Consider the following 19,506-nt stretch of genomic DNA (forward strand, 5'->3'; position numbering starts at 1 on the left):
CTAGAGCCTTGCCAAAGCTAATAACTGCTAGTAGCTAAGCGTGCGCCTTGGAGGAAGCGTTGAAAGGCGATGAGATATTCAGCGATGTCCTTGCCGAGGCCTTCCTGACGGAGTGCCCAGCGACGCCCCTAAGCCACTTGGCTGAGGGCTCAGAGGGTCTCGCTGCCGAGGGGGTTCCGTACCAGGTCTCCGCGTACGTCACCAGGGCCTGCAACCTCAGGTGCCTCCATTGCTATATCTCCGCTGATAAGCCTCTCCCTGATGAGTTGAGCTATGAGGAGTGGTCCCGGGCATTCTCGGAGCTCGTGGACCTGGGCACCAGAGTCCTGTACATCCTTGGCGGCGAGCCCATGCTCAGGAGGGACATCTACGACATCATAAGCTCAGCCTCAGGGCTCGGCATGAAGGTCTCCATGAGCACTAACGGCACGCTCATAGGTAAGAGGGAGGCCGTAAGGCTCAGGGAGTCAGGGCTCTCGGAGGTCCAGGTGTCACTTGACGGTCCAAGTGAGGCCATAAATGATTCCATAAGGCCGCCAGGCTCCTTCAGGGCCGCCATCTCGGCCATAAGGCACCTGAAGGAGGTGGGCCTCAGGGTCACCATCGGGGTCACCCTTTTCAGCGCTAACGAGGCCTATGTTAAGTCCATGATTGACTTAGCAAAGAACCTAGGAGTGGACAGCATAACTTTTGAGGCGCTGGCGCCTTTTGGGAGAGCGATTGTAAACCGGCTTCAACGGCCGTCTGAGAATATCTGGAGGACGATACTGCCTTTGGCGGCGGGCAGCCCAAGGATCTCGCTGAGCTCCATGAGGTTCCTTATGCCGATAAGCCTACTTCAGGAAAGCTACAGGAAGGCCAAGGAGTTGCTCGGCAAGAGCAGTTACCAGACGTGCCCAGCAGGCAGGTCAAGGATGGTGATAGACGCCAACGGTGACGTTTATGGGTGCGAGCTTCTTATTGGACTCATGAAGCCTGAGGGCAACGTGAGGAGGGACAGCATTAAGGAGCTTTGGAGGGGCGGCTTTGGGGGCCTCAGGCGGAGGGACCTGAGCAACGTGCTGCCGTGCAGCTCATGTACAATGTATGAGCTCTGCCGCGGCGGTTGCCCTGCCAGGGCGCTGCAGAGGTACAGGACGCTGAGGGCCCCCGACCCGATGTGCCCCTATGTCAAGGGCCGGCCTGTCCCTTCAGCTTCTCGATTATAGCGTCAAGCCTCCTCCTTGCTTCAAGCAGGCGCTGAAGCTTGTCCTTGAGCATAGTTGGGGACTCGCTAAGCTGCTCCTCAAGGTCCGTCAGGGCGTTGTCAAGCATCACGAGCGGGTCAAGGGCCGACGCTAGGGGCATGTAAAGGGTCTGCGCCAGCTGTAGCCCCCTCTCAGTAAGCTCGTATCTTCCATCGTCGCGCCTTGAGATGAAGCCCTCGTCGCTTAGCTCGGCAAGCGTAGGGTAAATGCTTCCCGGCGAGGGCCTCCAGAGACCTCCTGTGAGCCTGTAAATTTCCTCCATAAGCTCCATGCCATTCATAGGCCTCTTAGCGAGAAGTGAGAGGACCAGCGGCCTCAGCCAACCCCTTCTCCTTCCTCTGGCCATGTGAGACCATGGCGGTCCCCAGCCCTGCAACTCAAGGCCCTCGTGTGCTGAGTTTTTAAAGGACTTATATCTGTTAGCTTGATGAAGTCCTGCGGCTATCAGAATTTTCTGCATTTACTAGCTGGCGGCCATGTTCCGATAGTGAGCGGAAAGCGCATTATTAAAAGAGCGGATCATCGCGATGACGTAGTGATGACCTCAATGGGGTTCGTCATGGTTGTCAGGCCTCTCATAACCTTTTTGAGGAACTCGCGCGTCGAGGCAGCAACCTCCGCGCTTTCCGACGCCTCCTTAATGTCAAACAGCCTAACATCTACAGCATCGCTTGAAGCCCTTGGAGTCCCTCTACAGTTTTCCATAAGGACCGTTATCAGGATGTAGTGGAACATTACCTTTCCATTTTCGTCTCTAGTTATTATTTCATCGACGTTCACTACGCCTTTAGAGCTACATAGTAGACCTGTCTCCTCAGCTAGCTCCCTCTCGGCGGCGGCGTAGAGACCCTCGCCGAGCTCTACCTTGCCCCCAGGTATAGCCCACTTGTCCTTGTCTGGCGGCGCCGCCCTCTTAACCAGGAGGACCCGATCGTTAATTATTACAAGGGAACCAACGCCTACAATAGGCTGATCCGGGTAAAGCCCGCGCAAGATTATACGCCTGCCAGCTGTCAAGAATGCACCATAATATTATAACTTATTATTAGCACTAGCTGTGGCCCTATTATATTTTTAATATAAAAAACTACTTCAGAAAGATTTTTAAATTTGTTTATTAGAAGAGAAAAGAGACCTGGTGATCGTCCAGTGAGTGGCGTGCTCTCAACTCTAAGCTACGCCCTTACTCAGAGCCTGCCCTCGATAATAGAATTCATTATAATAGTAGTAATAGGCGTCGTAGTTGCTTATGCAGTTGCCGCGGTCCTAAGAAGAGTACTAAACCTCAGGTTCTTCGCCCAGTACCCTGACGTTGCCAACCTATTAGGCCTCAGCGTCGGCGCTGTAAAGGCCTTCATTATATTGATATCACTGGCCATAGGGTTCTCAGTGCTAAAGCTTGGCATGGCAACCGTCTATATGACTGAGATAGCCAACTACCTGCCCTCCCTGGCAGGCGCTATAGTGCTGCTAACGCTTGGAATAGCGCTCGTTAACATACTCGTGGACTACATGCAGAAGCAGGTGGGCGGCTCTGGAAACCCATTCTTCGGGGCCATATTTAACGTGCTTAAGTTTGGCCTCTACGCAGTGATAATAACGGTTGCAGCCCAGCTGGCAATATTCTACTGGATAAAGTTCATAAACCCATACCTGTTCTATGACATCATAATCGCTTCAGTGATACTTGTAGCTACTTTAAGCATAACTGACACCGTGGTTGACAACCTCCTGAAGTCGCACCCTGAGCTCAAAGACCTGGCCGGCTACGGTAGGTTCCTGCTCTACGTCGTGTTCCTACTTATAGCAATAGCTGTCATAGTGCAGCCGTTCTCTAATGTTACAAGCATCATATATGCGTTCAGCTGGGGCTTTGCTATAGCCTTTGCAATAGCAGTCATACCGCTGGTCTACATGCTCATAAAGAGAGTCTCCAAAGAATTAGCATGAGTGTTAAATAGATATAATGTTTTATCTTAAACAAAGAAAAAGTAAAATGGTTACAAGTTATTTTTTAGCGGTGACCTTTATCACGGCCACTATTTTGTCCTTCTCCTCTCTAACCTCGACCAGCTGGTTTCCCGTCCTCTTAACCCAGGCCTCCACGTCAGGCTTGAAGCCGGGATCCGTGGCCCAGATCTCTATGGTGTCTCCGTTCTTTAGATTCCTGTAGGCCTTAACTATCTCAGTTATGGGGCCTGGGCACGAGAGCCCCCTGGCGTCTACAAGGACCTTTCTGGCCTCACTCATGCTTCCACTCTCATATTAGAGAAGGGAATTCTCTCTATAAAAATTTTGCCATATAGCGTCCCCGTTTTTCTAAAAAGAGAACGCTTTTAGGTCGTTTTCTCTAAAATGAGAAATGGTGGGAGCGGTTGGCAGGTGTTCCGCTGTTTAAGGTGGACCCCTGGGTTGACGCTGCTTTCTACGCTGTCCTGGGCTTCCTCTTTGGAGTCCTGGCCGAGAGGACCACGTACTGCATAGTAGTTGCGACCCATCAGGTAATGGGAGTTAAGTACAGCAAAGTCTATGAGATGATCCTCGTAGGGGTGGCGGTCTCCTCGCTCCTCACAGGGCTCCTAGTGGCCTCGGGGCTTGTTCCTGCAGTGGACGCCTATTTCAAGGTGCCGGGGGCGGGCTGGTACACCCTGTTAGGCTCATTCATATTTGGCTTCGGCATAATGCTTGGCCAGGGCTGCATGGTGGGCATGCTGTGGAAGGCCGGCCAGGGCTACCTGGTCAACTGGCTCGAAATAGCGGGCATGATAGCGGGCACTGTTATATTTGCCTTCCCAGTATTTGACGGGCTCAACCTTAACTGGTGGTGGCACCACGACACCTCACTCAGCATAATGAACGGGGCCCCCCAGAACTATGTGCCGAACCTTCTTGACAGCTTCCTGTCGCTCAGGGCGGCCGCCGCCCTCACTGGCGTTATATTCTTCGCTGGAATTATGGCCGCCGCCCTATGGCTCAGGCATAACAGGCTAGCCTGGACCGGCGGCGAACGGGGAAAGACTTGGAGCTCGCCGTATCTCCTTGGAACAGTGTTCGGCCTCTTCATGGTGGCCTCATTTGTGTTCCTGGCTGGCAGGGACTTCAACTACCTCGGCGTGACGACACCTGTTGGCCTCCTCGGGGAGTATTTGACGGCCCCCTTTGGCGGCGTCCTCGGCTCCGCGTCAATGCCAAACAACTGGTTCCAGACAGTGGGCATAGCCAGCGTGTTCACCTTCTTTATACTGATGATACTCTCCGGCGCCATGGTGTCAGCCATTTGGAGGGGGACGTTCTCGATCAGGCTCCCAGCGAGGAACACGAACGCCGCGGCTGAGATGGCAATAGCCTTCCTGGGAGGCGTCATACTAGCGATAGGCGCCAGGATGGCTCAGGGCTGCAGCGTCGGCGGCTTCTGGAGCGGCCTCGCGGCCCTGAGCCTCTTTGGGCTCGTCTTCACAGTAGGCTTCATACCTGGCACCATAGCCGGCTACTACGCATATGTTGCCATGAGCAGCGCGGCCGCCAGGAGAGTTAAGACAATAAGGCAGCTCTCCTCAATTGAGCTAAAGGTTGGCAACGTCGACGTAAGCGGGCTTGTGGTCGCAGTCCTTTGGTCTATGGTCCTTGGAGCTGTAGGAATAGAGCTCAGGGCCTTTAACTCGGCGCTCAGGGTTCACATGAGCCCCGCTGCGGTATCGCAGTGGTCAGCGGTAATGGAGGTCGCAGCAGTAGTAGTGCTGCTGCTGGCGGTCGTGGGCTGGCTAAGGAGGGGCTCCGCCGCTTCCCGTTAATACTTAATTTAAAATAGCCGTCTATTTCTTTTAAAGCCTATAAGAATAACTCTTAGACTATTTTAGCAAGAATTTATATATCTTGTGAAACAGCTCTGTATACATGCGAGGTGCATTTGAGTTGGCCGTAAGGCTTGACCCTTATGAAGAAGCCAAGAAGCAGCTGGAGGTCACGGCCAGCATACTGGGCCTGAGCAAGGAAGTCTACGACATGCTGGCCACGCCCGAAAGAATTGTACAGGTCAAGATACCTGTGGTCATGAGGGACGGGAGCGTCAAGGTCTTCATAGGCTGGAGGGTTCAGCACAACAGCGCCCTTGGCCCCTACAAGGGAGGGGTCAGGTACAGCCCTGAGACCAACCTGAGCGAGGTAATGGCTCTGGCCATGTGGATGACCTGGAAGAACTCGCTGGCAGGTCTCCCCTACGGAGGCGCTAAGGGCGGTATACAGGTTGACCCATTCCAGCTTAACCAGTATGAGCTCATGCAGCTCTCTAAGAACTACTTCTCAGCAATATCACCCTTTGTGGGCGTCGACCTTGACATACCTGCCCCGGACGTTAACACCAACCCCCAGACCATGGCCTGGTTCCTGGACGCCTATGAGTCAAGGACTGGGCTGAAGCAGCTGGGCGTCGTTACTGGTAAGCCCCTGGAGCTCGGGGGCCTTGAGACCAGGATATACTCGACGGGCCTCGGCGTGGCCACCGTTGCCCAGGCCGCGGCTAAGAAGCTCTGGGGTGGCATAGAGGGCAGGACCGTTGCCATACAGGGGTTCGGCAACGTGGGCTACTACACTGCCAAGTTCCTCAAGGAGATGGGCGCAAAGGTAGTTGCGATATCAGACATAAAGGGAGGCATATATAACAGCAAGGGCTTTGACCCTGACGCGGTCAGGGAGTACATAACTAAGAAGGGCTCCGGCTTTGTCATTGATTACCCTGACGTTGAGAGGAAGATTACCAATGACGAGCTGCTGACAAGCAACGTTGACATACTGGTCCCTGCTGCCGTGGAGAACGTCATAAATGCGAGTAACGCAAACAACGTAAAGGCCAAGCTCATAGTCGAGGGAGCCAACGGGCCAACGTCGCCCGAGGCGGAGCAGATACTTGTTAAGAAGCAGGTCGTCATAGTGCCTGACATACTGGCCAACTCAGGAGGAGTAGTGATGAGCCACATAGAGTGGGTCAACAACAGGATGGGCGGGTGGATAACTGAGGAGGAGGCCAAGAACAAGCTGATGCAGAAGATGACTGACAACTTTAACGCGGTCTGGAACTACTGGGAGCAGAAGCTCGGAGGCCTCGGAGGGGCCTACAGCATGAGGACGGCCGCGCAGGCCATAGCTGTTGACAAGGTCGTAAGGGCTATGAAGCTGAGGGGCTGGATCTAAGCCCCTGTCAACTTGAAGTTTTAGCCTAGGTCAACCTCACCTTATTTTGTTGCCGCCTTCCTGGGCTGTCACCTACAATGGAAGCCTACGGTTTAGGTTTCAGAACCGCTCTAAGGGCCTCAAGGCACGCCTCCTTATCCAGCGCTGAAATCTTCATGTGCTCTGTGATGCCAGACTTCAAGAGGGTGCTCTCCACTAGGTTAAGCCTGTTGGAATCAACTGCGTCCACCTTGTTAATTACCACAAGGACCCTACGGCTACCGCCTAACATCGCCCTAATTCTGGAGAGGAGGCTAACCTGGGACTCAAGGTCCAGGGGAGCCTCCGGCGTCGGGTCCACGAGGTAGAGGACAGGCCCTGGAAGCTCCTGGAGAGCCGCCACCGCCCTCAGCTCGACTTCGTTCATCTGAGAGGGATCCCTGTCAAGTAGCCCTGGGGTGTCAATTACTTGCACTTCGACTCCATCAACGTTAGCGTGCCCCACTATAACGTTCTTAGTTGTGAATGGGTAGGGGGCTATCTCAGGCCTTGCCCTTGATACCGACGACAGGAACGTGGACTTGCCCGCGTTAGGAGGTCCAGACACTATAACTATCTGTTTGCTCACGTCTATGCCAGGCAGTCCAGCGAGGAACTTGACTACCTCCCTGAGCCTCTCAAGGCCGTGGGAGCACTTCTTAAGCTGAGACATCATCCTTCCCCGGGCTTCCCTGCCTATGGCCCTCGCCTCGCCTTCGCTTTCGGCGGCGAGCAGCCTGTACCTGTAGCTCTGCCACATTCTCTGGGCCACCGTCCTGGCCTTCACGACGCACTCTATATCCCTGTTGACCTGTTCCATGTCAAAGCTTATACTGAGGAGCCTCAAGTAGAACGGGTGGAGCCCCCTGAGCAGCGACCTTAGCTGCATCACAGGCTCCGTCTTGCCCACTATCACATCTTTAACCAGGTCCAGGGACCTCCTTTCCCTCTCGTAGGCGTTGACGTTATGGGGGTACCTGTTCTTAATTCTCTGCAGCACTTCGCTGTAAGAGGGCACGTGTATCCTCTTAGCTATGGCTGCCGGATCCGGCAACAGTTGACCCTTGATTCTGGCGGAGCCCATGCTTATTTGCGCTCTGGGCCCAGGAGCCTCTCCCTCACGAGTTCCTCGTACATCATGAAGGCGGCCCTGTGCCTCCTCACAGCGCTTTCTATGGACTTAGGCGAGGCCCCTGACCTCCTGGCGGCCTCAGACAGGGCCCTCGAGGAGCTCACCCCGAGCGCCTTAAGGGTAGCGTAGACGGCTAAGCCCACCTTAACCCTCTCAGTTCTTGACTTAAGCTCGGGGAACCCATCTATTACCTTGAGGGCCTCCGAGGCCTCAGCGTCGTGCCTGGTGGCGGGCGACCTAAACTTTATAGCGCCGTTTATAACCTCAATGAACTTGCCCCTGCTCACAGCCTTAGCTGAGGCCCTCTCAAGGGCCACCTCAAGCGGCCCCCTGGGGGGAGAGCCCTCAACTACCCTCTGCGCGTCTTCGCTAAACCGCGGAGGCCTGTCGTCTATTAAGTTCTCTATTATCGCTCCGCAGTCCTGACACACCAGGTGTCCGGTCTCCTCGCTCCAGGCAAGCCTCTCAGAGCCGCAGTAAGGGCACCTGAGCACGTTAATCACCACCACGTCCTTGAACTATGGGCTGTAAATTCATTGTGATAGCTTAGCTACGCAGGGAGGGAGGGGCCCTGGCGTAAGTGCTATGGCACTTTGCGAAACTGTGGTATCACTGGCTCCGAACCCCTAGCTGGCCCTGCCCGCTACTTGATCTCAGGTGAGCGCTAAGTTTGCCTGCCAGAAGAATTCAGCAGCCTCAGCCAGAGGTTCTTTCGAAGAGCGTCGCTGACGCTGTTGAAAGCTTCCTTAGCGCGCTGGAGGCCTCCGGGGCCTCAAAGCTGACGCTCAAGTCCTATAGGGCGGCGCTGCAGTCCTTCGCGTCTCACGTGGGTCCTTCAAGGCCTGTCTCCCAGCTATCCCAGGCAGACTACCTTTCATGGCTTTCAGAGATGAGGTCCAAGGGCCCCGTGGGACCACGAGGAGGTAGGTGGAGTTCGACGGTTCACTACTACACAATCTTTGTCAGGAGGTTCCTCCAGTGGCTCGGCATCTCAGGCCTCCCGGCAGAGCCCCAACGTAGGTCTGAGTTCAGCGGGGCCCTGAGCTGGAAGGAGGTTGAGGCCATGATGTCTAAGGCCAGGGACCTCTACGACTTGCTCATACTTTCCCTGATGGCTGAGTCAGGGCTAAGGGCGAGGGAGGTGGTCAACTTGACGTGGGGCGACATAGACCTAGCCAAGGGCGAGGCCAGGGTTAGAGGAAAGTATGGCAAGGAGAGGCTTGTGGTGCTTGGCCAGGTGGCGAGGTCAGTGCTTTCAGTGCTGCCGCCAGGGGGGCCCAACGAGAGGGTGGTAAAGCTGAGCTACCAGGCCATATATGATAGGGTGAAGTCCCTCGCGAGGAGGGCTGGCATAGACGTCAGCAAGGTGAGGCCTCACGTGCTCAGGCACACATTCGCGACCGAGGCGCTGAGGAGGGGGATGAGCCTTCCCGTGCTTCAGAGGCTGCTGGGCCACAGCGACATAAGGATCACACAGGTGTACCTTCACCTGCTGGACGAGGACGTCAGGAGGGAGTACGAGAGGGCCTTCATGCAGCCCCAGCAGCCCTACTATATGGCGCCCCAGTACCCAGGGCAGGCTTACATGGGTTACCCGCTGTACCCTCAGGGCTTTTACCCAGGCATGACAGGGCAGAGGACCTGATCCCTCAGATCATGCCCTCCTCCATGACCTGCTCCTTTACCCTCCTCCTGAGATCCCTGCTCTCAAACGGCATGAGGTCCTTGAGCTGTTCAGGGACGCTGAGCCTGGAGCTCCTAATCATTTTTAGCAGGGCCTTGTAGGCGCTGTACGAGGCCAGGCCCTCGTCGTTTATGTCGGCCTCAGCTATGGCCTTAGCTACCCTGTAGAGACTCCTGAGCTCCTCCTCGTTGTTCACAACGGCCACCTCCCCATCCCCTCCCTGGACGACTTTGACTAGCTGGGCGAAGTGTTTAGCTGGCAACTTAACTACAAGCTTATCCCCATCAAGCAGCTCGGCCTCCGGCTCATCCGGCTCATCCAGGTCCGCATCACTGTAGTAGTCCCCTTCGTCCTCGCCCTCAGAGCCTAGCTCGAAGGGTTCTGGGTAGAAGAGCACCAAGTCGTCGGTGAACGCCACCATCTCTATGGATTTAAGGCGACCGTAGACCTCCCTAGCTATGTTTGATACTAAGTAGTACACGAGGAATACGTCTTCATTATCATACTCTTCATCGCTGTCGTTATCTTCCATGCCCTCGCCGCCTCCGTAATCCCCTTCGTCCTCGCCAGAGCCTACGGCGACTGAGATTATATTGCTAAGCCAGGTTTCGAACTCCCTCGAGGCTCTCCTGAGGAACACGAAGGAGAGTGCGGCGGTGAAGGCCCCAACAAGTGGCGGCACAAGGGAGGGCCACCTGAAGATGCCTGAGAGCACCAGCACTGATGAGAATGTGAAGACTCCAAGCAGGGCTGAGATGATCGTGATAGCTATGTAAAGCTTTACACCCGTCCCTATCAGCCCAACTCGCAGTATGTTGAGGCGCCCCTATTAAGGCTAATGCTCTATTGAAGCTTTTTCACCTGTCTACGAACCTCTAAGCTAGAATTACCAGGTGGACGCCTTGCCAAGAGTTGACATTGGTATGTACCTCGTGGAGTTCGCCAACATCTTCACGCTGAGCAGGCAGGAGCTAATGTCGTTAAGGGACTGGGCCCTGGCCAGCGGCGCTGTGTTAGTCACGTCGCCGTCTATCGTCAGCGTGAGCACAGCCTCAGGCCCAGTCAGGCTAGCCGTCGGCGTGGGGTCCCTCATAAGCAGCGAAAAGCCTCCGATAAGATGGCTTCAGATAACATCGCACGACTGGGTCGACGGCTGTCCCTCAGGCTCGAAAGAGCCCAACTATCATGTGGCTGACTCAGGTGACATCAAGGTCAAGGGCGTTGCTGTTGCTATAGACTACAGGGACCCACCCTCGCTTATGGCTAATTCTATGAGAAGTGAAGCGATGCTTAGGTCGCAGACGGAGGGGCAGCCGCTACTTGTTATTGTAGACGACGAGACGGGAAAGCAGTGGCCGCTTATGACGCTAAGGGAAGGTGCTTATGAAATAAACGCGGCGGAGGGGAAGGTCAGGGACTTGTTGGAGTATGCGGCTTCGCTCTACTCGTCGTGCCCTAGTGGCGTTTAGCTCGAGGAGGCCAGCTGCCTTAGCTTTGACCTCAGAATATCTGAAACGGTCTTACCGTCTACTTTACCCCTGAGGACCCCCATGGCTTTACCCATCAGCGTGCTGAATGAGGCCTCGCCCTTCTGCTTTATGAGCTCCATGTTCTCAGCAATTATCTTGTCTATCACGGCCTCGGCCTCCTCCCTGCTCATGCCAATGAGTCCTAGCTGCTTAGCCGCCTCCTCAGCCGTTATCTTGGGGTCCTCAGACATCTTAGTAAGTATGGGCTCGATGGCTTCCTTGGCTATCTTGCCGTCAGCTAGGAGCCTTATGAGGCTCTCAAGCCTGCTCTCGTCTATGGAGTCCACGTCAACGCCCTTGCCCCTCAGGCCCTTCATTATGGTTACGAATATCGAGGCTATCAGCGTTGGCTGCACCGAGGAGCCATAGGTGTATATCATCTCCTCTATTATAGGCAGCCTGGGGTCTGAGACCACCTTCTCCGCAAGCTCCCTACTCATGCCGTACTTTTCAACGAAGCGCCTCACCTTGGCCTCGGGGGGCTCCGGCACCAGCTTCTCGGCCTCAGCCAGTATGTCAGGCGTCACCCTCAGCGGAGGTATGTCCGTCTCGGGATACATCCTCTCCCTGCCAGGCCTTGGCCTCATGTATTTAGTCGTGCCGTCCTCGTTGGCTGCCCTGGTCTCCTCTGGGACGCCGTCGAGCGCCTGCCTGACCCTGTCCACTATAACGGAGAGTGACCTGAGCGCCCTGTCCTCCCTCTCCGCCACCATGGCGAAGGCGTCTACGCCTGGGTCAGCCCCCAGGGCCTTATAGACGGCGTTAACCTCCTCCTGCGTTATGCCGTAGTTGGGCAGCTCGTCGCTGTGGAACAGGCCCTGCACGTTGGCCCAGAACCTGACGTAGTCCGCTATCTCTGTGCCAAACCTCCTGCCGGGCTGTACGTAGGTGCCGAGCAGGCCCTTCATCCTGGGAAGCTTTATAGCCAGGACGCGGCCGCCCGAGCTTATGGCCTTGGCGATTACCTTGCTCTTGGTGCTCCTGAATACGTCAGTCACGTCCACTGGCTCCATCCTTATGAGCTCCTTAGTTATGCCCCTCCTTACCATTTCATCCCTTATCTTGAGCAGGTTGACCTGCCTCATGACCTCATACTTGACTATCTTGTCTATGAGCTCCAGGGTCTGAACTCCCTTGATCTCAGTCTTGGCGCCTCCCGCTATACTGACGTTAAGGTCCTGCCTTATGGTTCCAAGGCCTCTCCTGACGGCGCCAGTCATGCGGAGCAGCATGCCTATAGCGAGGGCCACGTCCCTGGCCTCAGAGGGCGTGTGCATGTCAGGGGCCGTGGAGATCTCTATGAGCGGTATCCCGAGCCTGTCAAGCCTGTATGATGTCTCAGGCCCGTTCTCGCCGACCTTCCTGGCGGCGTCCTCCTCGACGACTATAGTCTGTATGCCGTAGTCCTTACCGTTGACGGTTATCTTACCTCCCAGCGCCACTATTGCAGTCCTCTGGAAGCCGCTCGTGTTACTGCCATCTATCACTATCTTTCTCATGACGTGGACTTCGTCCACAATGGTTGACCCGAGCGCCTTAGCGATGGCTATAGCTATGGCCACCGCATCCCTGTTTATCGGGTGTGGCGGCTCCTCGTCAGACTCGACCAGGCAGTAGTGCCCCCTAGGCGCCTCGTACCTGTAGACCCTACCTTTCCTGTACTCAAAGAGCGCGGCTATGTCAACGTCTCCAGTCTCGCTGCGGGTCGGCCTGAGCCTCCTGGTAAAGCTCTCAGGGGCGTTCTCCTCAGTCAGCTCGGCCGGGCAGCTGCAGAACAGCTTAGTCCTCGTCTTAAGCTGCTGGTGGATCTCAAGGCCTACCTTGAGCCCCAGCGCCTCGTAGTCGAGCTCGTCACTCTCTGTCATGGTACCACCTCGGGAACAGCTTAAGTTCATGTCTTGGATTTATCTCGCCGGCCAAGTTGGTCAACATCAGCCTCCTGACCTCTCCCAGGTCCCTGGTTCTGTGGAGCGCCCAGGAAAGCTTTACGTAGGCGGTCTCTGGCAGCATGTCCTCCGCGGGTATGACTCCGGCCTGGAGCATGCGCCTTCCCGTGCTATAGACGTTAAGGTTAACCCTGCCGAAGAGCGTCTGGCTAGTTATAACAACAGGTATTCCCTCCTCCACGGCCCTCTGCACGGAGGGTATGAGCGCGTTAGCTACGTGGCCGAAGCCCGTGCCCTCTATCACTATTCCATGGTAGCCCCTGTCCACAAGGAAGTCTATCAGGTCGCTCGTCATGCCTGGGAAGAACTTTATTAGCGCTACCTTGTCGTCGAAGCCGTTCTCAGGCCTGAGCTCCCTCGACCTGCGCCTGTAGTCCTCCTTGAGCATCTCTATCTTACCCTCGTAGGGCCACACCTTGGCAAGGGGCACGTCGTTTATAGACTGGAAGGCGTCCCTTCTGCTGGTGTGCATCTTCCTCACCTTTGTGCCCCTGTGGACCAACGCGTACGAGTCGCCGGTCTCGCCGTGCATAACCACGCACACCTCCCCGAAGGGCGCCCTTGACGCCACGAGGACGGCCGACGTAAGATTGAACGCAGCGTCGCTGCTGGGCCTGTCGCTGCTCCTCTGGGCTCCAACTAACGCCACAGGTCCTGGCAGCCCCCTGTGAAAGACAAACGAAAGGGCTGCCGCCGTGTATGCCATGGTGTCTGTTCCATGTGCTACTACTACGCCGGAGTACCCCTTCTCAAAGTACCTGGCGACCTCCTCGGCTATGGCTTGCCAGTTCCTTGGAGTCATGTCCTCGCTGAATATAGACATGAACTGAACAGAGTCAACGGTGGCGTACTTAAACATCTCAGGCACGGATGCCGCCAGCTCCTTGGAGTCCATGTACGGGTTCACGGCCCCAGTCTCATAGTCAACCCTGCTCGCTATAGTGCCGCCGGTGCCCAGCACAAGGACCCTTTCAGCGGGGGGCCTGACCTCCTCCTCAGAGAGGCTCACCGGCTCGCCTGGATGGGTCGTCAGCGACCCTCCCTCGACAACTCTGACCTTGGCGCCTTCGTCAATTCTTATGCCCACGTTATAGCCATTGTCAAGCTTAAGCACCACTATGTCAGGCGCGGAGAACTCGCTCTTGGGCATCAGGGTTCCCATAAGCCTGGACCCGTCGGACCTTGCGACCTCAACTACATCTCCTGGCCTCGCTGAGGCCTCAACCAGCTTCTTCGCTGCTATGCCCGTGTAGCCGTAGTAGGGTCCGCTCTCGTTGGAAATACGCCTCACCGCGAGCTGTGGGTGAGCTCAGGGTTAAATAATAAGCAAAAGAAAGTGGTGGGGCTCAGCTCGCTGCCCTTGAGGAGGCCGTCTGCTGGGCGGCCTTAAGCACCCTCCTGACGAACTCCACCTTATTTTTAATCCTTGGCGGCTGGTTCTTCTTGTGCTTGGGCTCTATCTTGGGCGTCGCCTTCCTAACCTTGCCAGCCTTAGTCATTGATCCGTGCGTAGGCAAGCGTTCTCACCGCTGTGAAAGCTCCGCTTGCTAGTTAAAACCTTTCCTCTGAGGCCTCGACCCGTTACCTGTTAATGGCTGCTTCTGGACTACTTCGGCTCAGGCACATGAGCTGCCGTCCTTCCTTCCTGTCTTCAATGTCCTCAGCTCGGCCCTGATAATGTTTTTGTAGTAGAAGCGGTTAGCGGCCATGCAAGAGCTGCAGGCAAAGGGCTCGTTTAAGGTTATAATCTTCTCTTATCAGACGTTAGCCAGGAGCGGTGAAGGGGTTGAAGATTTACATCGTTGACACTATAGCGGGTAGCTATGCAGTTGACGAGAGCGGCAAGGAGCTGGCCTTTGAGCCTCTGCCAAAGTCTTTTGACGACCTGGTGGCCGAGGCCATTAAAATATCTAGGGGGGAGCTGAGCGAAGCCTTCATCAAGCTTGCCGACAAGGTTAAGCAGCTCAGCCCCGAGGAGGTGATAGTGGAGAGCGAGGAGGAGGCCAAGTACCTGAACCAGCAGGGGCTTAGAGCTACTGTCAGCGAGGGCAACCAGGTAGCCCTGTCCGTGAGGTCCAGAATTCCCCAGCTCCTGATAGAGTCAGAACTCATAAAGAGCGACTCGGAGGCCCCCGCCTTTGAGCTCAACGTGGCCTTCGAGTTCACAAGAAGGGGCCTCATGGGGGCGGCCAAGAAGCGTGACCTTCTGGCAGCCCACTCCATAAGGACCATAGATGACATAGATAAGACCGTGAACTTGTTTGTAAACAGGCTGAGGGAGTGGTACAGCGTCAACTTCCCTGAACTTAATGACATAGTGGAAGATCACAGGCTCTACGTCAAGCTCGTCGCTGAACTGGGCGACAGGGAGAACTTCACAGAGGACAGGCTGAAGGACCTTCGCGTCCCACCCCAGCTGGCCGAGAAGATAGCCAGCGCCGCGAAGAGGAGCATAGGGGCTGACCTCTCAGAGCACGACTTGGAGGCAATAAAGACCTTCGCAGGCATCATACTTCAGCTCTACGACCTTAGGGATCAGCTGGAAGGCTACGTGAACAGGGTAATGAAGGAGGTGGCCCCGAACATAACGGAGCTGGTAGGGCCCCTGCTCGGCGCTAGGCTAATAAGCCTTGCAGGGGGCCTTGACAGGCTAGCCACGATGCCGGCCAGCACTATCCAGGTTTTAGGCGCAGAGAAGGCCCTCTTTAGGGCCCTTAGGACTGGCGGCAGGCCGCCAAAGCATGGGATAATATTCCAGTACCCGGAGATATTCAGGGCCCCAAAGTGGCAGAGGGGTAAGATAGCCAGGGCCCTAGCTGCAAAGCTCGCAATAGCCGCTAAGGTTGATGCCTTCAGCGGAAGGTTCATAGGGGACAGGCTTAACTCTGAGCTTCAGCAGAGGATAGCTGAGATAAAGAAGGTATACGCCTCGCCGCCCAAGAGGAAGGAGGCCCCACAGGCCCCGCAGAGGGGGCAGAGGCCTCCAAGGAGGCATGGCAGGGGAGGAAGGGGAGGAAAGGGCAGGAGGTGATGAAAAGTGCGCGTGTATGAACACCAGTCTTGGAAGAACGTGTACGTAGTTGAGTTGGACGACGGCAGCCTGAGGCTAGCCACGAAGAACCTCGTGCCGGGCCAGAGGGTTTACGGGGAGCACCTTTACTCCTACGAAGGCGTTGAGTACAGGGAGTGGAACGTCTACCGCAGCAAACTTGCAGCCGCGCTGCTGAAGGGCCTTCAGGAGCTGCCCGTGAGGGAGGGCGACAGGATACTCTACCTTGGCATAGCCAGCGGCACCACGGCGAGCCACATAAGTGATATCATAGGCCCCACCGGCCTGATATATGGGATTGAGTTCTCGCCAAGGGTGATAAGGGACTTGCTGCAGATAGTGCCTGACAGGAAGAACATAGTGCCGATTCTGGCGGACGCTAGGGAGCCCGTCAGGTACAGGCACCTGGTGGGCGCCACAAGGGGGCTTTACGCTGACGTGGCCCAGCCGGAGCAGGCGGACATAGTGGTTAGGAACGCCAAGCTCTTCCTTGAGGACGGTGGATACCTGCTGTTAGCTATAAAGGCGAGAAGCGTCGACGTCACCAGTGAGCCGAGCGAGGTCTACCTTAGGGAGATGAGGACCCTGGCGGAGGGAGGCTTTGACATAAAGGACGTGGTTCACCTGGACCCATTTGACAAGGATCACGCGATGGTCTACGCCATATACAGGAGGGGCTGAAGTGGGCTCTGAGGAGGGGCCTGCAAGGCACATAACTAAGGTGTACACCGAGGAGGTCAGGAGGCTCCAGGCCTCCTGGCCGAGCAAGCAGGTGAGGCTGCGGGAGCTGAGGGACACCGATTATATAATCCTCAACGACGGCACGTCGCATGAATTTGACAAGGACGAGGTCTCCAGGCTGCTCTCCCAGGTGCCGGAGTACTTTTGGGACTTCATGACGGTGCCCCTGCTGCTTTACTATATAAGGACTGAGTCGGGCGTAGCTAAGTATGTCGTGGTTGGCAACAGGTGGCAGAGGAGGCTGGCGGAGATAATGCTGAGGGGCGACTACACCGCGGAGGGCATAGGGGAGCTGAGCGTTGACGAGTTTCTCGTAATTATAGGCAAGTACAGGAGCCTGGTCTTCGTCTCGCTTAGCGTGGCTTGACGCGCGCCTTTTATAACTCTGTATACACCTTCAAGTCGTGGTGTCAAGCCTTGGAGAGCGGTCTGGTGGAAGAGATTTACCAGAACGCCCTGAGGGCCAGGGACGTACTAAAAGGCCTTATACACGAGACCCCGCTCGACCTGAGCTCTACGTTCTCAGCTATGACGGGCGGGGAGGTCTACCTCAAGCTGGAGAACCTGCAGAAGACGGGCTCGTTCAAGGTAAGGGGGGCATACTACAAGATGTGGACCCTGGGCGACGCCGCCAAGAGGGGCGTCGTGGCCGCCAGCGCTGGAAACCACGCGCAGGGAGTAGCGTTTGCGGCGAAGCTGCTGGGCGTCAAGGCTACCATAGTTATGCCGCTTGTGGCCCCCCTCTCTAAGATACTTGCCACGAAGTCCTATGGGGCCGAGGTGGTGCTTTATGGGAACGTTATAGATGAGTCCATGAAGAAGGCCAATGAGATAGTCGAACAGACGGGGGCCACGCTGATACACCCGTATGACGACCCAGCTGTTATAGCTGGCCAAGGAACTATATCGCTTGAGCTGCTCGAGCAGATGAGCGAGCCGCCGGACGTGGTGGTCATTCCCATAGGCGGCGGAGGCCTCATATCTGGCAACGCCGTGGTGCTTAAGAAGAGGCTTGGCGACAAAGTCAAAGTAATAGGAGTTGAGCCCTCCTACCTGCCCAAGTACTCTATGAGCCTCAAGGAGGGCAGGCCCGTTAACATAACTGGCGTTGTCTCAGGGCTGATGGACGGCCTTATAGTGAAGACAGCCGGCAAGTTCACCTTTGAGTTAATAAGGGACCTCGTAGATGACGTAGTTACAGTTGATGATAGGGAGGTCGCCAGGGCCATGTTCCTCCTGCTGGAGAGAGGCAAGACGCTTGCTGAGGGCGCGGGGGCTGCCCCCCTGGCGGCGATACTGGAGGGCAAGGTTAACGTAAAGGGTAAGAGGGTCGTCGCACTCATAAGCGGAGGCAACGTGGACCTGACGAGGCTGGCCAACATAATTAACTACGAGCTCTTCAGGACGAGGAGGCTTATAAAGCTCGTGGGCACAGTGCCTGACCAGCCGGGCTACCTTGACAGGGTCCTGAGGAAGCTTGCCGACGCCAGGTTCAACGTTATTGACATAAGGCACGACAGGTTCTCGCCAAGCCTGGTGCCGGGCTACGCCATGGTAGAGGTGTTGGTCGAGGCGCCAGACCCGGACGCGGTGCCTGAGGCGCTGCAGGCATTGAAGGCTGACGGCTTTAACTTCAGGGAGGCCGAGGGGTAGCCGTCAGGGCCCGCTCGGCCCGCTGGCTGAGCTCACGACCTCCATGTACTCTTTGTCAGAGTATATGCCCTCCTGCTCCTCCCTGACCTTTTCAAGGAGCCCGCTGGCGGTCCTTGAGACGAACTCGGCAATCCACTCTACGTCCTCAGACGCGGAGCCCTTAGGGTTGTAAGGGAGCGCGGACCTCCCAAGGCTGCCCTTGCCGAGCAGCCACAGGCCTACCACCTCAGGCCTTGAAAGCTCCCTGACAAGTTGGGGGCTTAAGGCGCCGCCGGAGGCCCAGTAGAGCTCCCTGACGAAGCTGATCGACAGCGCCCTCCTCAGCTTGTCGCGCCACTCAGCGAAAAGCTCCCTGTCCTTTCTAATCACTTCGCCTATAACCTGCTCAGGCCTCACGCCGCTCACGGGAGACCTCACGGCGGCGCTGACCAGCTCCCTGACGGCCACGGGGGCAAGGGAGCCGTGAAGTATGGCAACCGCCGATGCAAGGGAGCTGTGAAGGACCGAGTTCATGAAGGCCTCGACAGGGTCCCCTGGGTCTACCTTAGAACCGTTAACTATGTCAATGACCTCCTCGGCGCTCACAGGGTCAGTAGCCGCAGGCTCGTCACCGACCGTCACCCAGGGCACGCTGAGGACGCCTAGCCTGACGGCCTCAAGGGAGCCCAGCCTCACAAGCCTGACCCTGCCCAGGGCCCCAGCCCTGCGGAGCCCGGTTATCACTTCATGGCTGGTCTCGCAGGAGGGGTGAAAATATATCGTTACGTCGCGGCTTGTCAAGCCTGGAACCCCTCAGCAAACTAGTCGCTTAGCTTTAAGGCTTTTCTGACCAGCTCTCGTAGACGCTGGCGACGCTCGAGACCCTCTTCAGCTCATTTATTACCATTATCGAGGAGACCTCTATCACACCGGGCGCAGAAGCTATGCCGTCCAGGGCCGCTGACAGGTCCCTCTGGGTCGGCGCCAGCACCTTGACAAGGAAGTTGTAGGGCCCGCTAGTTTCATATGCCTCAACTACATAGTTAAGGCTTCTGAGGAGCTCCCTCACTTTGCCCAGGCTGTCGGCCCTGGCCTTTACTAGGAAGTAGGCCGAGGCCTCAAGGCCAAGCTTTGAGGGCTCAACATTTACCGTGAACCCCTTTATGACCCCCTCGCTGACCAGCTTCTTGACCCTCAGGTAGACAGTTGCCTCGCTGACCTCCATCTTCGAGGCTATCTCGCTCCACGGCATCCTTCCGTCCTCCTCCAGGTACTTTATGAGCTGGAGGTCCCTCTCGTCAACTACGGGGGTCGCCTGCCTTCTCAAGCCCTCTCGCCGAC

The 19,506-nt window shown here is 56.3% G+C and carries 21 protein-coding genes; 10 read left to right on the plus strand and 11 right to left on the minus strand.

The genetic code is table 11. The features are described from left to right. The first annotated feature begins 59 nt into the window (after positions 1-59). Positions 60-1,208: a radical SAM/SPASM domain-containing protein gene (locus tag ACZ5OO_RS03125; RefSeq protein ID WP_158303799.1), complete on the plus strand. Its 1,149-nt coding sequence runs from the start codon at positions 60-62 to the stop codon at positions 1,206-1,208. Here ACZ5OO_RS03125 and ACZ5OO_RS03130 read toward each other — a convergent pair. Both ACZ5OO_RS03130 and ACZ5OO_RS03135 read right to left on the minus strand, forming a co-directional pair. Next, positions 1,171-1,623 (minus strand): PadR family transcriptional regulator, encoded by a 453-nt coding sequence (locus tag ACZ5OO_RS03130; RefSeq protein ID WP_202965446.1) that lies wholly within the window; start codon positions 1,621-1,623, stop codon positions 1,171-1,173. The genes ACZ5OO_RS03125 and ACZ5OO_RS03130 overlap by 38 nt on opposite strands. A gap of 143 nt (positions 1,624-1,766) precedes the next feature. Beyond that, a complete protein-coding gene (locus ACZ5OO_RS03135; protein ID WP_013267217.1) occupies positions 1,767-2,240 on the minus strand; it encodes an NUDIX hydrolase in 474 nt (157 codons plus the stop codon). 156 nt (positions 2,241-2,396) lie between these two features. Between ACZ5OO_RS03135 and ACZ5OO_RS03140 the strand changes: the two genes are divergently transcribed. After that, positions 2,397-3,197, plus strand: coding sequence for a mechanosensitive ion channel family protein (locus ACZ5OO_RS03140; RefSeq protein ID WP_464078448.1), 801 nt, complete (start codon positions 2,397-2,399; stop codon positions 3,195-3,197). A 57-nt stretch (positions 3,198-3,254) separates the two neighbouring features. Here ACZ5OO_RS03140 and ACZ5OO_RS03145 read toward each other — a convergent pair whose 3' ends face one another. Beyond that, entirely contained in the window at positions 3,255-3,497 is a 243-nt protein-coding gene (locus ACZ5OO_RS03145; RefSeq protein WP_013267219.1) for a sulfurtransferase TusA family protein, read from the minus strand. 125 nt (positions 3,498-3,622) lie between these two features. On the opposite strand from ACZ5OO_RS03145, the gene ACZ5OO_RS03150 reads away from it, so the two are divergent. Both ACZ5OO_RS03150 and ACZ5OO_RS03155 read left to right on the plus strand, forming a co-directional pair. After that, positions 3,623-5,038: a YeeE/YedE thiosulfate transporter family protein gene (locus ACZ5OO_RS03150; protein ID WP_464078449.1), complete on the plus strand. Its 1,416-nt coding sequence runs from the start codon at positions 3,623-3,625 to the stop codon at positions 5,036-5,038. Between the two features lie 121 nt (positions 5,039-5,159). Continuing rightward, entirely contained in the window at positions 5,160-6,434 is a 1,275-nt protein-coding gene (locus ACZ5OO_RS03155) for a Glu/Leu/Phe/Val family dehydrogenase (protein WP_013267221.1), read from the plus strand. Positions 6,435-6,519: 85 nt separating this feature from the next. Here ACZ5OO_RS03155 and ACZ5OO_RS03160 read toward each other — a convergent pair whose 3' ends face one another. Together ACZ5OO_RS03160 and ACZ5OO_RS03165 are read right to left on the minus strand one after the other, a co-directional pair. Next, positions 6,520-7,506: a GTPase gene (locus ACZ5OO_RS03160; protein WP_158303800.1), complete on the minus strand. Its 987-nt coding sequence runs from the start codon at positions 7,504-7,506 to the stop codon at positions 6,520-6,522. Positions 7,507-7,538: 32 nt separating this feature from the next. Continuing rightward, positions 7,539-8,078 carry a TFIIB-type zinc ribbon-containing protein gene (locus tag ACZ5OO_RS03165; RefSeq protein ID WP_148217198.1) on the minus strand — a complete coding sequence of 180 codons (540 nt, stop codon included), beginning with the start codon at positions 8,076-8,078 and terminating at the stop codon, positions 7,539-7,541. Positions 8,079-8,254: 176 nt separating this feature from the next. Between ACZ5OO_RS03165 and ACZ5OO_RS03170 the strand changes: the two genes are divergently transcribed. After that, the gene (locus ACZ5OO_RS03170) at positions 8,255-9,229 is read left to right on the plus strand and encodes a tyrosine-type recombinase/integrase (RefSeq protein ID WP_013267224.1); all 975 of its coding nucleotides are present in this window, start codon (positions 8,255-8,257) and stop codon (positions 9,227-9,229) included. A gap of 4 nt (positions 9,230-9,233) precedes the next feature. Here the strand turns inward: ACZ5OO_RS03170 and ACZ5OO_RS03175 are convergent, their stop codons facing one another. Further along, positions 9,234-9,989, minus strand: coding sequence for a hypothetical protein (locus tag ACZ5OO_RS03175; protein WP_013267225.1), 756 nt, complete (start codon positions 9,987-9,989; stop codon positions 9,234-9,236). A 181-nt stretch (positions 9,990-10,170) separates the two neighbouring features. Here ACZ5OO_RS03175 and ACZ5OO_RS03180 point away from each other — a divergent pair, with 181 nt between their 5' ends. After that, positions 10,171-10,737 carry a hypothetical protein gene (locus ACZ5OO_RS03180; RefSeq protein WP_148217200.1) on the plus strand — a complete coding sequence of 189 codons (567 nt, stop codon included), beginning with the start codon at positions 10,171-10,173 and terminating at the stop codon, positions 10,735-10,737. On the opposite strand, the gene gatE is transcribed toward ACZ5OO_RS03180, so the two are convergent. Genes gatE through ACZ5OO_RS03195 form a run of 3 tightly spaced genes read right to left on the minus strand, consistent with a single transcriptional unit; the run spans position 10,734 to position 14,260 of the window. Continuing rightward, the gene (gene gatE / locus ACZ5OO_RS03185; protein ID WP_464078450.1) at positions 10,734-12,662 is read right to left on the minus strand and encodes a Glu-tRNA(Gln) amidotransferase subunit GatE; all 1,929 of its coding nucleotides are present in this window, start codon (positions 12,660-12,662) and stop codon (positions 10,734-10,736) included. The genes ACZ5OO_RS03180 and gatE overlap by 4 nt on opposite strands. Then, entirely contained in the window at positions 12,649-14,034 is a 1,386-nt protein-coding gene (gatD, locus tag ACZ5OO_RS03190; protein WP_464078451.1) for a Glu-tRNA(Gln) amidotransferase subunit GatD, read from the minus strand. Before gatD ends, gatE begins: the two co-directional genes overlap by 14 nt. Positions 14,035-14,089: 55 nt before the next feature. After that, a complete protein-coding gene (locus tag ACZ5OO_RS03195) occupies positions 14,090-14,260 on the minus strand; it encodes a 30S ribosomal protein S30e (protein ID WP_048812877.1) in 171 nt (56 codons plus the stop codon). Positions 14,261-14,520: 260 nt separating this feature from the next. Between ACZ5OO_RS03195 and ACZ5OO_RS03200 the strand changes: the two genes are divergently transcribed. Genes ACZ5OO_RS03200 through ilvA form a run of 4 tightly spaced genes read left to right on the plus strand, consistent with a single transcriptional unit; the run spans position 14,521 to position 18,186 of the window. Next, the gene (locus ACZ5OO_RS03200) at positions 14,521-15,774 is read left to right on the plus strand and encodes a SnoRNA-binding protein (protein ID WP_013267230.1); all 1,254 of its coding nucleotides are present in this window, start codon (positions 14,521-14,523) and stop codon (positions 15,772-15,774) included. Between the two features lie 6 nt (positions 15,775-15,780). Then, on the plus strand, positions 15,781-16,473 hold the full coding sequence (locus ACZ5OO_RS03205; RefSeq protein WP_048812879.1) for a fibrillarin-like rRNA/tRNA 2'-O-methyltransferase: 693 nt from the start codon (positions 15,781-15,783) through the stop codon (positions 16,471-16,473). A gap of 1 nt (position 16,474) precedes the next feature. Continuing rightward, complete coding sequence (locus ACZ5OO_RS03210) at positions 16,475-16,900, plus strand: DUF61 family protein (RefSeq protein ID WP_013267232.1); 426 nt, start codon at positions 16,475-16,477, stop codon at positions 16,898-16,900. Between the two features lie 50 nt (positions 16,901-16,950). Then, positions 16,951-18,186, plus strand: coding sequence for a threonine ammonia-lyase (ilvA, locus tag ACZ5OO_RS03215; protein WP_238523604.1), 1,236 nt, complete (start codon positions 16,951-16,953; stop codon positions 18,184-18,186). Positions 18,187-18,189: 3 nt separating this feature from the next. Here ilvA and ACZ5OO_RS03220 read toward each other — a convergent pair whose 3' ends face one another. Together ACZ5OO_RS03220 and ACZ5OO_RS03225 are read right to left on the minus strand one after the other, a co-directional pair. Beyond that, the gene (locus tag ACZ5OO_RS03220) at positions 18,190-18,966 is read right to left on the minus strand and encodes a hypothetical protein (RefSeq protein WP_048812880.1); all 777 of its coding nucleotides are present in this window, start codon (positions 18,964-18,966) and stop codon (positions 18,190-18,192) included. A gap of 34 nt (positions 18,967-19,000) precedes the next feature. Further along, positions 19,001-19,492 carry an Lrp/AsnC family transcriptional regulator gene (locus ACZ5OO_RS03225; RefSeq protein ID WP_013267235.1) on the minus strand — a complete coding sequence of 164 codons (492 nt, stop codon included), beginning with the start codon at positions 19,490-19,492 and terminating at the stop codon, positions 19,001-19,003. Positions 19,493-19,506: the final 14 nt, after the last annotated feature.

Source organism: Acidilobus aceticus, from assembly GCF_055392325.1.